The sequence below is a fragment of the Amycolatopsis sp. NPDC004378 genome (assembly GCF_053602455.1).
Genome location: NZ_JBSGDR010000001.1, coordinates 391,697 through 405,967 on the forward strand (window position 1 = coordinate 391,697; position 14,271 = coordinate 405,967).

11 protein-coding genes are annotated in these 14,271 nt (G+C 72.8%); 2 read left to right on the top strand and 9 right to left on the bottom strand.

Annotated elements, in window-relative coordinates; all coding sequences use genetic code 11:
* Window positions 1–88: 88 nt before the first annotated feature.
* Complete coding sequence (locus tag ACWEN0_RS01970; RefSeq protein ID WP_451969805.1) at window positions 89–2,347, top strand: hypothetical protein; 2,259 nt, start codon at window positions 89–91, stop codon at window positions 2,345–2,347.
* Window positions 2,348–2,397: 50 nt separating this feature from the next.
* Here the strand turns inward: ACWEN0_RS01970 and ACWEN0_RS01975 are convergent, their stop codons facing one another.
* From ACWEN0_RS01975 to ACWEN0_RS01985, 3 genes are all read right to left on the bottom strand, one after another.
* Window positions 2,398–3,090, bottom strand: a complete 693-nt coding sequence (locus ACWEN0_RS01975) for an LPXTG cell wall anchor domain-containing protein (protein ID WP_451968069.1) — start codon at window positions 3,088–3,090, stop codon at window positions 2,398–2,400.
* Window positions 3,091–3,341: 251 nt separating this feature from the next.
* Window positions 3,342–4,868 (bottom strand): amino acid permease, encoded by a 1,527-nt coding sequence (locus ACWEN0_RS01980; protein WP_451968071.1) that lies wholly within the window; start codon window positions 4,866–4,868, stop codon window positions 3,342–3,344.
* A 99-nt stretch (window positions 4,869–4,967) separates the two neighbouring features.
* Window positions 4,968–5,885 (bottom strand): cation diffusion facilitator family transporter, encoded by a 918-nt coding sequence (locus ACWEN0_RS01985; RefSeq protein ID WP_451968073.1) that lies wholly within the window; start codon window positions 5,883–5,885, stop codon window positions 4,968–4,970.
* Window positions 5,886–6,088: 203 nt separating this feature from the next.
* On the opposite strand from ACWEN0_RS01985, the gene ACWEN0_RS01990 reads away from it, so the two are divergent.
* Window positions 6,089–9,010 (top strand): BTAD domain-containing putative transcriptional regulator, encoded by a 2,922-nt coding sequence (locus ACWEN0_RS01990; RefSeq protein WP_451968075.1) that lies wholly within the window; start codon window positions 6,089–6,091, stop codon window positions 9,008–9,010.
* 105 nt (window positions 9,011–9,115) lie between these two features.
* On the opposite strand, the gene ACWEN0_RS01995 is transcribed toward ACWEN0_RS01990, so the two are convergent.
* From ACWEN0_RS01995 to ACWEN0_RS02020, 6 genes are all read right to left on the bottom strand, one after another.
* The gene (locus ACWEN0_RS01995) at window positions 9,116–9,670 is read right to left on the bottom strand and encodes a hypothetical protein (protein ID WP_451968077.1); all 555 of its coding nucleotides are present in this window, start codon (window positions 9,668–9,670) and stop codon (window positions 9,116–9,118) included.
* Between the two features lie 105 nt (window positions 9,671–9,775).
* Window positions 9,776–11,005, bottom strand: a complete 1,230-nt coding sequence (gene manA / locus ACWEN0_RS02000; protein ID WP_451969807.1) for a mannose-6-phosphate isomerase, class I — start codon at window positions 11,003–11,005, stop codon at window positions 9,776–9,778.
* A 55-nt stretch (window positions 11,006–11,060) separates the two neighbouring features.
* Entirely contained in the window at window positions 11,061–12,155 is a 1,095-nt protein-coding gene (locus tag ACWEN0_RS02005; RefSeq protein ID WP_451968079.1) for a hypothetical protein, read from the bottom strand.
* The gene (locus ACWEN0_RS02010) at window positions 12,139–12,360 is read right to left on the bottom strand and encodes a Trm112 family protein (RefSeq protein WP_451968081.1); all 222 of its coding nucleotides are present in this window, start codon (window positions 12,358–12,360) and stop codon (window positions 12,139–12,141) included. Before ACWEN0_RS02010 ends, ACWEN0_RS02005 begins: the two co-directional genes overlap by 17 nt.
* Window positions 12,361–12,444: 84 nt before the next feature.
* On the bottom strand, window positions 12,445–13,800 hold the full coding sequence (locus ACWEN0_RS02015; protein ID WP_451968083.1) for a phosphomannomutase/phosphoglucomutase: 1,356 nt from the start codon (window positions 13,798–13,800) through the stop codon (window positions 12,445–12,447).
* Window positions 13,801–13,880: 80 nt separating this feature from the next.
* Window positions 13,881–14,234, bottom strand: coding sequence for a DUF3499 domain-containing protein (locus tag ACWEN0_RS02020; RefSeq protein ID WP_072476464.1), 354 nt, complete (start codon window positions 14,232–14,234; stop codon window positions 13,881–13,883).
* Between the last annotated feature and the right edge of the window lie 37 nt (window positions 14,235–14,271).

Sequence of the window (14,271 nt, forward strand, 5' to 3'; positions counted from 1 at the left end):
GCGATTCCTCCAAGACTCGATGACACCGGAACACTACCGTTGTCCGCTCGACCTTCCCTAGAACGGTTAGGAGACCCTTACCGTGCCCATGCCCGGCCCGGACACCCGCGTCGTCGAAATCCGCGTCGCCGGGCTCGTGGGCACCAGCGGCGAGACCCTGCTCGACGCGGTCTCGACCGTCGACGTCGCCGGCGACGGGCTGGGTCGCGTGATCCGCCCGGCGGACCGGCTGCGGCGGCCGGCGCCCGGACCCGTGCTGCCGGCGCTGGGCCGGTCGATCCCGCGGACCCTCGAAGGCTACCTGTGGCACGGGATGACCTCCGGTGGCGCCGCGAAGGCCACCTGGGCCCTGCTGTTCCCGTTCTCGCTCGCCAACGTCGCCTTCTGGATGCTGCCGCCGGCGGCGCCGGGCCGCCGTCTCCCCCGCGTGCTCGGCGGGATCTGCCGCGGCCTGCTGCGCGTCGGCGCGCTGCTGCTGACCATGCTGCTGATGGGCCAGCTAGCGACGATCGCGCTCGACCTGTTCGCCGCGCAGTGCCTCGCGCCCGCTTCGGGCTGCCTGCCGGTGGTCCCGGACGTCCTGCGCTCGGTCCCCGCGCGGATCGCGGTCGGCGTGCTGCCCCTGCTGGCCGTGATCTTCGTCCTGCACCGGATCTCGAGCGCGACCTGGGCGGTGCACGCCGACGGCGACCTGTCCGAGGGGCCGCTGCGGATGCGCGCCGACCCGGAGACGCCGGCGTTGCGCTGCCTCCACACCGTCGCGGCGCTGGACTCGATCGCCCTGCTGATGCTCGGCGGGCCGTTCCGCGTGCCGGGGAACGTCTTCGACCTGGTCGTCTGGATCGTGACGCTGGCCCTGGTGCTCGCGACGATCGCGGCCGCGGCGGTCGGCGCCGACACCGGGCGCTGGGCCCGCCCGGGCGTGATCGGGCTGGCGGGCCTGCTGGTCGTCGTGGCCGCGGTCCGGATGCGGCCGGGGACCGGCCCGCTGCCGGGGACCAACGGCGTCGTCGAGGGGCTCGGCGCTGCCCTGGTCGCGGTCACCGTGCTGTTCGCGCTGTTCCTGCTCCCGGCCGCGCTGCTGGCCCGGCCTGGCTGGCAGCACAAGCCGCGGCGGCTGCGGCCGTGGCTGGGCGGCTGGGCCGCCGCACCGGTGCTAGCGCTCGCCGGCCTGCTTGGCGGCGGGTTCGGCGCCGGCCTGGCCGAAGCCGTCCGGCGGCTCTCCGGTGCGGGCCTGTTGCGGGTGCCCGACACGTACCTGCTGGTCACGGTCCTGTGGGGGGCCGGGCTCGCGCTGGCCGCCGTGCTCGCGGTGCTGGGCTTCGCGGTCGCCGTCCCGATCCGGCGGCTGCGGCGGGGCATCCCCGAGATCGTCGAGCTGATGGAACACGACGAGCGGCAGGAAGCCCAGGCCGCGGCGGCGTGGGCGCGTTCGGCGTGGGAGCGGCGGCACCTGCACCACCTCGCGCTGGCGGTCGCGTCAGCGATGTCCGTGGGCGGCGCGGCGCTGCTGGTGCTGCGCTTCGGGTTCCGGGTGGTGCCCGGCTGGTTCGGTCCTCTGTCGGCGATCGGCGTGGTCGCGCTCGGCGCGCTGGCCGCGGGCCTGTTGCGCGTCGTCTACACGGCTGCGCGGACGCCGCAGCGCAGCCGTCACCTCGGGGCATTGGCCGACCTGGTCTGCTTCTGGCCGCGGGCCGCGCACCCGACCGTGCCGCCGTGTTACGCGCTGAAGGTCGTCCCGGAACTGGCCGCGCGGGCGCGCGAGCACCTCGCCGAGCCGGGGACGCGGGTGGTGCTCTCCGGCTACAACCTCGGCAGCCTGCTCACGGTCATGGCCGCGGCCCGGCTGGCGGCCGAGCTGCCGGAGGAGGACCTGGAACGCGTCGGCGTGCTCACCGCCGGGTCACCGCTGCAGTGGGGCTACCAGCGCGCCTTCCCGGCGTTGCTGCCGCAGGAAGCGCTCGAAACGCTCTTCGCCGACCTCGGCGGCCGGTGGCGTGCCTTGTGCCGCGGCACCGACATCTTCGGCGGCGGCGTGACGACCTGGCGGCACGAGGTCTCCGACCGCTGCCTGTACGGCGTCGGCTACCAGCCCGAAGGCGGCTCGGGGCCGCTGAAGGCGAAGGCGGACCGGAACGGCGTCCTCATCCTGGGCGGCGACCACTGGCTGCCGGACCCGCTGCGCGGCCCGACCGGCCGGCACCGCTGGGCGCCGGGAGTGCTCAAGCACCAGGACTACGTGGTGGACGCGGAGTGGGACCACGCCGTCGCGATGGCCGCCGGCCTCGGCAAGCCCGCCGGCGGTGAGCAGGGCCTGCTCTTCGGGGACTTCCTCGGAAAGCCGTGAGGGCCACATCGAGTCCTTCGATGCGGCCCTCACGGCACTTCAGGTCCGGCTTACTCGGAAGCCTTGCGACGGAACTTCAGCAGCGCCAGCAGCCCGCCACCGGCCACGAGCAGCAGGCCCGCGACCCAGATCAGCCAGCTGTTGTCGAAGCCGGTGTTGGCCAGGCCTCCACCGGTACCGGACTCGTTGCCGGCCGGAACGACCGCGGCACCCGTGGTGCTGGTCGGCGCGACCGAGGTGTCCGAGGTGGCCGGAGCACTGGGCTTCGTGGTCTCGGTCGGCTTCGTCGGCTTGGTGGGAACGGTGCTCTCCGGCGGGGTGTCCTTCTTGACACCGCAGGCGAACCAGTGGCTGATGGTCGGGACGTTCCTGTAGTCCTTGCCGACCATGGGGGCGTGCAGCTTCTCCCACGGCACGGTGGCGGACAGGCCCTTCTTGCCCGGCACGTAGGTGTTGTACTCGTTGCCGCCCTTGACCACGATCGCGGCCACGGTGACACCCTTGGCCACACCGGTGACGGTGAGGAACTGGTCCTTCGTCGTGCCGCCGGTGACCGTGAGGAAGTCGGACACGTCGATGGCCTTGCCGAGGCCGATGTCCTCGCACTTGGTGGCGTTGCCGACGGTGCCTTCGGCACGGTCGTCACCGGGGACGCAGGCCAGCGCGGAGCCGGCGGTTCCCATCAGGGCGGCGGTGGTCAGCGCGACGATCGCGATCGCGCCGCGGAAGGTACGACTACGCATACAGAACTCCTGTACCGGCGGGGGAAGAGCACTGGTGAAATCTGTGATCGCGAGGCCACCGAGAGTGTGAATCACGCTGCTGTAATTCACCCGTCAGTGCCACACGAAGGATCGAAAGGTATCGCACGTCACGTCACCCGCTACACGGGGTCCCCTTTTAGGCACCAAAAGCAAGATCGTCCGATGTGAAGGCCACCAAAAAAGCCCCGCCGACCAGGGAAAACCTGGTCGGCGGGGCCTACACGATCGAGTTATGCGTCGGGGGCCTTGACCGACTCCTCGACCCCGTCCGCCTGGCGTTTGCCGAGCAGTGAATGCCGGCGGCTGTAGCCGAAGTAGATCAGCACGCCCAGCACCATCCAGGCGATGAACCGCAGCCAGGTCAGCACGGTCAGGTTCAGCATCAGCCACAGGCACGCGAGGATCGCCAGGATCGGGATCAGGGGCACCAGCGGCACCTTGAACGCGCGGGGCAGGTCGGGGCGCGTCCGGCGCAGGATCAGCACGCCCGCGGAGACCAGCACGAACGCGAACAGCGTGCCGACGTTGACCATCTCCTCCAGCTTGTCCGCCGGGAAGAAGCCGGCCGCCAGCGCGACCAGGCCGCCGACGATGAGCGTCGCGCGCTTCGGCGTGCCGTGCTCGCCCGTCTTGGCGAGCCCGCGCGGCATCAGGCCGTCGCGCGACATCGCGTAGATGATCCGGACCTGGCCCAGCATCAGCACCATCACCACGGTGGTCAGCCCGGCCAGCGCGCCGAAGGAGATGATGTTGGCCGCCCAGTCGACGCCGTTCGCGGAGAACGCCGTGGCGAGGGTCTTGTGGCTGCCGTCGCCCGCCTTCGTCGCGAGGTCCTTGTACGACGTCATGCCGACGACCACCAGCGACACCGCGACGTACAGCACGGTGACGATCGCCAGCGAGCCCATGATGCCGCGCGGCACGGCCTTCTGCGGGTTCTTCGTCTCCTCGGCGGTGGTCGCCACGATGTCGAACCCGATGAACGCGAAGAACACCAGCGAAGCACCGGCCAGCAGGCCGAAGACGCCGAACGAGCTGCTCGCGCCGCCCGCGATGAGCGAGAACAGCGACTGGTCGACGCCGGTTTCGCCCGAGCCGCCGGTCGAGCCCGGCGGGATGTACGGCGAGTAGTTCGCGCCCTTGATGTAGAAGAGGCCCAGGATGATCACGAACAGCACGACGGCGACCTTGATGCCGGTGATCACCATCGAAACCCGCGACGAGAGCTTCGTGCCGACGGCCAGCAGCGTCGTCAGGATCGCCACGACGAGCAGGGCACCCCAGTCGACGGTGACGCTCCCGATGTCGAACGTCGTCTTGGCGCCCTTGCCGAAAAGGTAGCCGAGCACCGTCTCGAGGTAGACCGACCAACCCTTGGACACGGCGGCCGCGCCGACGGCGAGCTCCAGGATCAGGTCCCAGCCGATGATCCACGCCATGAACTCGCCGAACGTGGCGTAGGAGAACGTGTACGCGCTGCCCGCGACCGGGACGGTCGACGCGAACTCGGCGTAGCACAACGCGGCCAGCGCGCACGCGATCGCGGCGAACACGAAGGCCAGCGAGACCGACGGGCCGGCGTAGTCACCGGCGGTGCGCGCCGTGAGCGTGAAGATACCGGCGCCGATGACGACCGCGACCCCGAAGACGGTGAGGTCCCACGCGCTCAGGTTCCGTCTGAGCTTGGTGTCCGGCTCGTCCGTGTCCTTAATGGACTGTTCGATCGATTTAGTGCGCCACAATCCCGTTCCGGGCACCGTTGACCTCCTGCCGCTGGCCTGCATGTATCGCGGTAGGTCACCCTATCGGGTCAAGTCCGTGACGGCTCGCCGAACGCCCGGAAGTGGATCTTGGACCTACTTCGCGAGGCTGCGGTCCAGGTCGGGCTCGAGGTAGATCAGCTTCGCGACCGGCACCTTGGCGCGCACGCGCGCCTCGGCGTCGTCGATCGCGGTGGCCACCTCGGCCGTGTCGAGCCCCGGCACCATCGCCAGCTTCGCGGCGACGAGCAGCTCGTCCGGGCCCAGGTACTGGGTGCGGATGTGGATGACGCGCTCGACCTTGCCCGCGGCGAGCTCGTCGACGATCGTCGCGAGCACCGGCTCGGTCGCGCCCTCGCCGATGAGCAGGCTCTTCATCTCGATGATCAGGATGACCGCGATGACGCCGAGCAGCAGGCCGATCGCGAGGGTGCCGACGCCGTCCCAGACCGGGTCGCCGGTGAGGACCGAAAGGCCGACGCCCAGCAGCGCGAAGACGAGACCGAGCAGCGCACCCGCGTCCTCCAGGAGGACGACCGGGAGCTCGGGTTCCTTGGCCTGGCGGATGAAACCCCACCAGGTCGCGTCGCCCTTGATCTTCCGCGACTCGCCGATGGCGGTGTAGAAGCTGTAGCCCTCCAAGCCGACCGCCACGAGCAGGATGATCACCGCGACGATCGGCGAATCCAGCGGCTCGGGGTGGCCGATCTTGTGGATGCCTTCGTAGATCGCGAAGGCGGCGCCGAGGGTGAAGAGCATCAGCGCGACGATGAAGGAGTAGAAGTACCGGTCGCGGCCGTAGCCGAAGGGGTGCTCCTTGTCCGCCTCGCGCTTCGACGTCTTCTGGCCGAGCAGGAGCAGTCCCTGGTTCGTGGTGTCGGCGAGCGAGTGCACGGACTCGGCCAGCATCGACGACGACCCGGTGACGAGGAAGCCGACGAACTTCGCGGCCGCGATCCCGGCGTTCGCCCCGAGCGCCGCGATGATCGCCTTGGTTCCGCCTCCAGCTGACACGACCGCTCCCCTGGTTGGTCCTGTATGTCCGGGTGGAGCCTAATGGGGACGGCCGGGCCGGGCCGCCACCGCCCGGGGATCCCGCGGGGACGATCAGCTCACACCCGGGGTGGCCGCGTCGGGTCCTCACGAACCGCCGGATTCTGTCGTACCCCTCCGCTAACGTGACTCTCCCTGCTCACCAGCCTGGGGAAGGTGACTCGGTGGCGTCCTTCGCCGTCCTCGGTCCGCTTGCGATCGAAAGCCCGCCGGGGCAGTGGCCGGTCCTGCGCGGCGACCGGCAGCGCACCCTGCTGGCCGTGCTGCTGCTCAACGCCAACCAGCACGTCCACGTCGACGTGCTGGTCGAGGCGCTGTGGCCGGAGCGGCCGCCGAAGTCCTACGCCTCGAACCTGCACACCTACCTCTCGCGGCTGCGCGACCGGATCGACGGCCTGCGCGTCGAGCACGGGCCGCTCGGCTACCGGCTCCGCGTCGAGACCGAGGAGCTCGACCTGCTCGTCTTCCGGTCGGCCGTCGCCGAGGGGCAGCGCGCCGGGGACGCGCTCGCCGCGGCGGGGCACTACCGGCGGGCGCTCGCGCAGTGGCGGGGTCCCGTGCTGGCCGGGCTGCACGTGCCGCGGCTCGACGCCGACGTCGCGCGCCTGGAGTCCGAGCGGCTCGCCGTGTTCGAGGACTGCGTCGACGCCGAGCTCACGGCCGGGCGGCACGGGGAGCTGACCGGCGAGCTGCAGGCCATGATCACCGAGCACCCGCTGCGGGAACGCCTCGCCGCCCAGCTGATGATCGCCTTGCACCGCGCCGGGCGGCAGGGCGACGCGCTGGAGGTCTACCGGCGGCTGCGGACCACGCTGGTCGACGAGCTCGGCGTCGAGCCCGGCGCGGAGGCCCGGCGGGTGCACGCGGCCGTCCTGCGCGGCGAAGACCCGGTGCCGCGGCTGCCGCCACCGGTGTGGCCGGTCTGCCAGCTGCCCCCGGACGTCGCGGACTTCACCGGCCGCGAAGCCGAGCTGGCCGAGCTGACCGGGGTGCTCGGCCGCGGCGACGGCGTCCCGGTCGTGGTGCTCAGCGGCGAACCGGGCGCGGGCAAGAGCACCCTGGCCGTACGGGCCGCGCACCGGCTGCGGGCGCGCTTCCCGGACGGCCAGCTGTACGTGCCGCTGGCGGGCCGCGACATCGGCGACGTCCTGGCCGACCTGCTGCGCGCACTGGGCGTGCCCGGCCCCGCGGTGCCGGACGACGGCCGGGCCCGCGCGGCCGTGTTCCGTGGTCGGCTCACCGACCGCCGGGTCCTGGTGGTGCTCGATGACGCCGTCGATCCGGAGCACGTGCGCACGCTGCTGCCGGGCACGCCGGGCTGCGCGGTGCTCGTGACGAGCCGGCGGCGGCTGAGCGGCCTGGCCGGCGCGCACCGGCTGCCCCTCGGGCCGCTGTCCGAAGGCGAAGCCGCCGAGCTGCTGAACCGGCTCGCCGGCGCGCGCGTCGAGCGTGAGCGCGCCGACGCCGGCCGGATCATCGCCGCGTGCGCGCGGCTGCCGCTCGCCCTGCGGATCGCGGGCAGCCGGCTGGCCATCCGGCCGCACCTGCGGCTCGGCGAACTGGCCGACCGCCTCGAGGACGAGGTCCGCCGTCTCGACGAGCTGACCGTCAGCGACCTCGCCGTCCGCAGCAGCATCGCGCTGAGCTACGAAGGCTTGCGGCCGCCGGCGCGGCGGGCGTTCGGGCTGCTCGGGCGGTGTCATCTCGCCGACCTGCCCGCGTGGGCCGTCACGACGCTCATCGGCACGCCGGACGCCGACGAGGCGGTCGAGGAGCTCGTCGAAGCGAGCCTGCTGGAGGCGCGCGGGCCGGACCCGACCGGCGAAGGCCGCTACCGGATGCACGACCTCGTCCGGCTGTACGCCGCGGAAGGCCCGCCGGAGACGGGCGGTGCTTCGACGGTCCTGGCCGCGACGCTCGCCCTCGCCGACGCCGCCGCGGCACGCCTGCCGCGCACGGTGCCGATGCCGGCCGTGGCGCACGGGCCGTTCGCGCAGCCGTTGCCGGACGAGCTGGTGGCGCGGCTGCTCGAGCGTCCGGAGGCGTGGTTCGCCGCCGAACGCGCGAACCTCGTGCTGCTCATCGGGTCGCTGGGCGCGCGGGAAGCGTTGCTGCTGCTGGACAAGCTGAGCGTGTACCTGTACCTGCACGGCCACTACGCCGACATGCGCGCGGCCTACGAGACGGTGCTGGCCGCGACGGACGACCGGCACTCGGCGGTGCTCGCCGAGGCGAACCTGGCGCTGCTGCGGCACGCGCGCGGGCACTACGAGGAGGCGGCGTCGGCGTACCGCGAATGCGCGAAGGAGCTCGAGGCCCACGGTGACCGTCGCACGCACGCGTGGGTTTCGGCGAACCTGGCGCACTGCCTGATCGGGCTGGGCCGCGCCGAGGAGGCCCTGTCGACCGCCCGCGGACTGTGCACTGTGGACGGTCAGGAGGAGGCGCTCCTGGTCCGGGCGGCGGAATCGGCCGCGCTGCTGCGCCTCGGCCGGGTGGGCGAGGCTCGTGAGGTCGACCGGCTGGCCCTGGCGTCGGCCCGGGAAACCGGCGACGCGCGGCAGATCGGCTCGGCACTGCACGGGTTCGCGTGGTCGTCGCTGCTGACGGGCGAAGACGCGGCGGCGGCGACGGCGATCGAGGAGTCGGTGGATCTCCTGCGCACGACGGTGGCCCGTTCGGCGCTGGCGAAGTCGTTGCGCACGCTGGGCGCGATCTCGGCGGCGACCGGTGCCCGCCACCGCGCGACGGCGGCGTTCGAGGAGGCCCGCGACCTCGCCCGCGACCTGGACGAGCGTCCCCGGGAGCTGTCGTGCACGCGCGCGATCGCGGCGAGCTGGATCGGCGAAGGCCGTGCGGCGCAGGCGATCCCGGTGCTGCGCGCGTGCCTGGACGAGTTCCGCGCCATGGGCGGCAAGCCCGCGACGGGCCTCACCTGGCTGGTCTTGGCACGGGCCTGCGAAGCCACGGGAGACGAGGACGCGGCGGCGGAGGCGGCGGCCGAGGCGGCGAACCTGGCGGAGCCCCGCGACGCGAGCGCGGCCGCTCTGCGGCGCGCCTTGCTGGCACTGACCGAGCCGACCTGATCCCCACGGCCGATCCCGGCACCGGAAACGGGGTGGTGCCGCCCCCTCGCGGCACCACCCCAGCCCACGGACGCCGGGCGCACGCCCGGCGTCACCCCCAGGGGGCTAGTGGCCCTTGCGGGCCTTGGCGTACCGGTTGATCGCCGGCAGCCACGCCAGTACGACGGCCACCAGGCCGGTCGCCAGCGCGAGCCAGGCCGTCCCGCGGACCGCCGCCGTCCCGCCCTCGACGTCGGTGGCCAGGCGCAGTGCGACGCCCGCGTTGGCCAGCGCCGCCAACGTCAGCAGCACGCGCACCCACACCGCTCCCCGCAGTGCGAGCAGGCCCCAGACCAGGAGCACCACGCCGAAGAACACCGCGACGCCCCCGCGCACCTGCAGCATGCTCTGCACCTCGTCCAGGGCCGCCTCGAACAACGCGCCGCCGTCGGCCTTCACCGAGTCCGCGGACGCGCCCGTGATCGACGCGATCGTCCGCGCCGCGACGTCCAGGGCCATGTCCCGCCCGCCGGCGATGAGCAGCACCCCGTCGACGATCGCGGCCAGCGCCGACACCACGGCCACCGCCACCAGCGCCGGCAGCGCGCCGGGCCGGGACGGGGCCGCCGCGACCGGGGCGGGCTGGGGCAGCCCGGTCGCGGCCTGGGGATGGGAAGTCACCGGCTCGTTCTCCTCGGAAATCGACGCGAAGGGGCGTAACAACCACCCCTGCGAGCGATAGTGGAGAAGAGCACCACACGGAACGCACACAGAACCGCGCGGAAGTCAGTCCTCGCAGGTTCCCGCGGTGGCGCGGAACAGCTGCGACCGCGCGCCGTCCAGCGGGCGCACGCGCACCGGCGGGTCCGCCGCCGGCAGCCACACCGACTGGCCCCGCCGCAGCTCGACCTTCTCGCCGTCGTCGGCCGTCACCAGCAGGTCGCCGGCCGTGCACAGCAGGATCTGCGGGCCGACGCTGTCGACCGCGATCTCGTCGTCCTCCCCGGCGGCCCACTCGACGCGCGACAGCTCGAACTCCGGCGCGTCCGTGCGGTACACCGCCATCCGGTCGCCCGCGTCCCCGCACTGGACCGGCATCTCGCCGCACGCGAAGTCGACCACGCGCAGCAGCTCAGGGACGTCCACGTGCTTCGGCGTCAGGCCGCAGCGCAGGATGTTGTCCGAGTTCGCCAGGATCTCCACGGCCGTGCCGTGCAGGTACAGGTGCAGGTTGCCGGCCGGCAGGTAGATCGCCTCGCCCGCGCGCAGCGTCAGCCGGTTCAGCAGCAACGCCGCCAGCACGCCCGCGTCACGCGGGTGCCCCTCGCCCAGCTCCAGGATCGTCCGGCACTCGACGGCGAACTCGCCGTGCTCCTTCACGTGCCGGACGCACGCGTCGAGCACCTCCGGCAGCAGCGAGTCCAGCGCCGACTGCGGCAGCGTGATCCACGTCGTGAACAGCGCCCGCAGCCCGGACGGGTCCGGCTGGGCCTCGAGCAGCCCGGTGTACTTCGCCAGCCCCGGCGTCTCGATCGCCTTCAGCAGCTTCACCGTGCGGTCCGGCGCGCGGAACCCGGCCAGCGCGTGGAACTCCGTCAGCGCGCAGACCAGCTCCGGCTTCGCCGTCGGGTCCGGGTAGTTGCGGTTCGGTGCGTCGCGCGGGATGCCCAGCTGCTCCTCGCGGGCGTGCCCTTCCGCGGCCTGCGCCGCCGACGGGTGCGCCTGCATCGACAGCGGCTCTTCCGCGGCGAGGATCTTCAGCAGGAACGGCAGCCGCCCGCCCCAGCGCGTCGCGCACCGCTCGCCCAGCTGCCTCACCGGGTCGGCGTCGACCAGCTCCAGCAGGCTCCGTTCGGTCCCGTCGGGGCCGATGACGTGCGACGGGTCGCCCGGGTGGGCGCCCATCCACAGCTCGGCCTCGGGGTGCGGCGCGGGTACCGGACGGCCCAGCAGCTCGGGGATCGCCGTCCGCGATCCCCAGGCGTAGGGCCGCACCGCGTTGCGCAGCAGCTCCACTGTCACCTCAACTCCACTCCTTCGGGCGCCGGCCGTGGCCGGCGCTCGGCAGCTCTCAAGCCGTCGCGGGCGCGAACCGGCCCGCGCCGCCGATGCTGCCCGCGGCGAGCCCGAGGTAGACCGCCGCCAGTTCGAACCGCAGCGCCAGCACGGCGGCCCGCACGATCTCGTCGGCCTCGATCTCCTCGGCCGGTGCGATGACGTCCGCACCGGGGAGCAGGTCCTCGGCCTGGTAGCGCGCCGCGTCCGTGGCCGGACCGGTCCGAACCGAGAGCAACAGCACCCGGGTCGGGATGTCACCTGATGGATCGTCCGGATCAGCGAAGATGTCACGCTCCGCGCCACTCGACTGCGCTGCCCGCCGCAATGCGGGACGCGCCAGCGCCTGACGATAGTCCTCGACGTCGCACACCGTGGCCGCGTGGGCCGCGAACGCGTGCGCAGCGTGTTCGCCCACGGCGACCGCGACCGGGTCCAGCCCCCACAGCAGCGGGACGCGGTCGGCGACGCGCAGCGCGAGCGCCTTGGCCGGGTTCGCGAACGACTCCCGGGCCAGGTAGTCCTTTTCGGCTTCCAGGTCGAGCTGGTCGGCCAGCACCTGGACGTCGGAGATCAGCAGGCCCAGCGCGTTCGCGGTGAGCAGCCCGGCGGCCAGGCCGCGCGGGAACGCCAGCTCCGGCGGCACCGGGATCCGCGGCGCCAGCAGCACGCCCTTGCCCGCCACGGCGGCCGCCACCGGGCCTTCCGCAGGCGCGGAGAGCACCACCGACGCGCCGTAGCGCGCGGCGCGTTCCAGCGACGCGGCGAGCTCGCGGTCGCCCGGGTCGTCGGTGTGCGCGAACACGACGTCGAGCGCGCCGATCCAGCTCGGCACGACCTCGGCGATCACGACCGGCACCGGGCACGACGGCGTCAGCAGGGCGGCGAGCAGCCGCGTCAGCGTCCGGCTCACGCCCGGCCGGTCGATCAGCACGACGGCGCGCGGCCGGCCCATGTCGAGCCGTTCGGCCAGGTCCAGCTCGGCGGCGGTCTCGGCGGTCGCGCGCACCTGGGCCCCGGCCATCGCGGCGGCCCGGAGCAGCCCCGCGCTGTCGGCCTCGGCCAGCCGCGCGGGGTCGTCGAGCAGCGAGTCGTCAAGCACTGTCGGCATCGGAGTTTCCGGTGTCGCCGGGAAGGGTCGCCTCGTCGAGGAGCAGCACCGGGATCCCGTCACGGACCGGGTACACGCGGCCGCATTCGGTGCACGTCAGTGCGTCGGCCTCCGGGTCGTCCGGCGCCCCGGGACGCAGGGGGGCGTGATCGGGCGACGGGCACGCCAGGATCTCGAGGAGCTGGGCGTCGAGCGTGATGGCCATGGTTCCTCCATACCACGCGATGAGGTGTGATGAAGGGCACCTTCGGGACACAGTTCGGCCCGGTCGCCCTCCATCGGCGGACGGTCAGTTGCGGATGATCGCGAGTACTTCGTCCACCAGCCCCTGCACCGCCTCGGCGTTCGCGGCCTCGACGTTCAGCCGGAGCAGCGGTTCGGTGTTCGACGGGCGGAGGTTGAACCAGGCGCCGCCCGGCAGCTGCACGGTCAGGCCGTCCATCTCGTCGATCTCGACGCCCGGGCGGGTGCCGAAGGTGTCCTTGACGGCCATCATCTTCGCGACCTGGTCGTCGACCGTGGAGTTGATCTCCCCCGAGGCCGCGTAGCGCGAGTACGCGCTGGTCAGCTCGGACAGCGGGCCGCTCTGCTCGCCGAGCGCGGCGAGGACGTGCATGGCCGCCAGCATGCCGGTGTCGGCGCGCCAGAAGTCGCGGAAGTAGTAGTGCGCCGAGTGCTCGCCGCCGAAGATGGCGCCGGTCTTGGCCATCTCGGCCTTGATGAACGAGTGCCCGACGCGGGTGCGGACCGGCTTGCCGCCGTGCTCGGCGACGATCTCCGGGACGCCCTTGGACGTGATCAGGTTGTGGATGATCGTGCCGCCCGGGTCCTTGGCCAGCTCGCGCACGGCGACCAGCGCGGTGATCGCGCTCGGCGAAACCGGCTCGCCGCGCTCGTCGACGATGAAGCAGCGGTCGGCGTCGCCGTCGAACGCGATCCCGGCGTCGGCGCCGACCTCGCGCACCTTCGCCTGCAGGTCGACGATGTTCTTCGGGTCCAGCGGGTTGGCCTCGTGGTTCGGGAAGGTGCCGTCGAGCTCGAAGTACATCGGGACGACCTCGATCGGCAGCCCGGCGAAGACCGTCGGGACGGTGTGCCCGCCCATGCCGTTGCCGGCGTCGACGACGACCTTCAGCGGCCGGCTGCCGGACAGGTCGACGAGGTTGCGCAGGTAGGCGGCGTAGTCGGCGAGGACGTCCCGCTCGGACACGGTGCCGCGCTGGCCCTCGAAGCCGGGCACGCCCTGCTCGACGGTGTCGCGGATCTCGGCGAGCCCGGTGTCCTGGCCGACCGGGGACGCGCCCGCGCGGCACAGCTTGATGCCGTTGTACTTGGCCGGGTTGTGGCTCGCGGTGAACATCGCGCCCGGCAGGTTCAGCGAGCCCGAGGCGAAGTACAGCTGGTCGGTGCTGGCCAGCCCGATGCTCACGACGTCGAGGCCCTGCGAGGTCACGCCCTCGGCGAACGCGGCCGACAGCTGCGGCGACGAGTCGCGCATGTCGTGGCCGATCACCACCGACGGCGCCTCCGGCTTGATGAGCAGGGCGAACGCGGCACCGAAGTCACGGACGAGCGCCGCGTCGAGCTGTTCGCCGACCACGCCGCGAATGTCGTAGGCCTTCACGATGCCCGAAAGGTCTGGCACGCCGTCTCCCCGCGAATAGTCGTCCCGGCGCCCGCTGCGCCGCGCGGAAAGCCTACCGGCGCCGGAGGTGGGTTACGCGCTCAGGCGCGGCCCGGCAGGACCCGCAGGTGGCCGCGGCGCCCGGAAGGGCCGTCCGGCTCGGGCGCGGGGGCCGGTTTGTCGGAGCGGCCGGCCTCGCGCACGGCCTCGGCCAGCGCCGTCAGCTCGTCGGCCGACGGGTCCGGCGCGGCGAAGGCGCCTTCGTGCCGGACGACTTCCCAGCCCTTGGGGACGGTCAGCCGCAGCGCGTGGGCTTCGCAGAGGTCGTACGAGTGCGGCTCGGAGGCGGTGGCCAGCGGGCCGACGACGGCGGTGGAGTCGCTGTAGGCATACGTCAGCGTGGCCACAGCCGGCTCGAGACAGCCGGTACGCGAACACTTCCGTACGCTCCGCACGATCCGAAACGATAGCGTGTCGCCGCAAGCTCGTACC

Coding starts and splice junctions, on each gene's coding strand:
- ACWEN0_RS02005 (WP_451968079.1), bottom strand. CDS start 12,155: ATGCCGACAGTGCTTGACGACTCGCTGCTCGACGACCCCGCGCGGCTG.
- ACWEN0_RS01975 (WP_451968069.1), bottom strand. CDS start 3,090: ATGCGTAGTCGTACCTTCCGCGGCGCGATCGCGATCGTCGCGCTGACC.
- ACWEN0_RS01970 (WP_451969805.1), top strand. CDS start 89: ATGCCCGGCCCGGACACCCGCGTCGTCGAAATCCGCGTCGCCGGGCTC.
- ACWEN0_RS02010 (WP_451968081.1), bottom strand. CDS start 12,360: ATGGCCATCACGCTCGACGCCCAGCTCCTCGAGATCCTGGCGTGCCCG.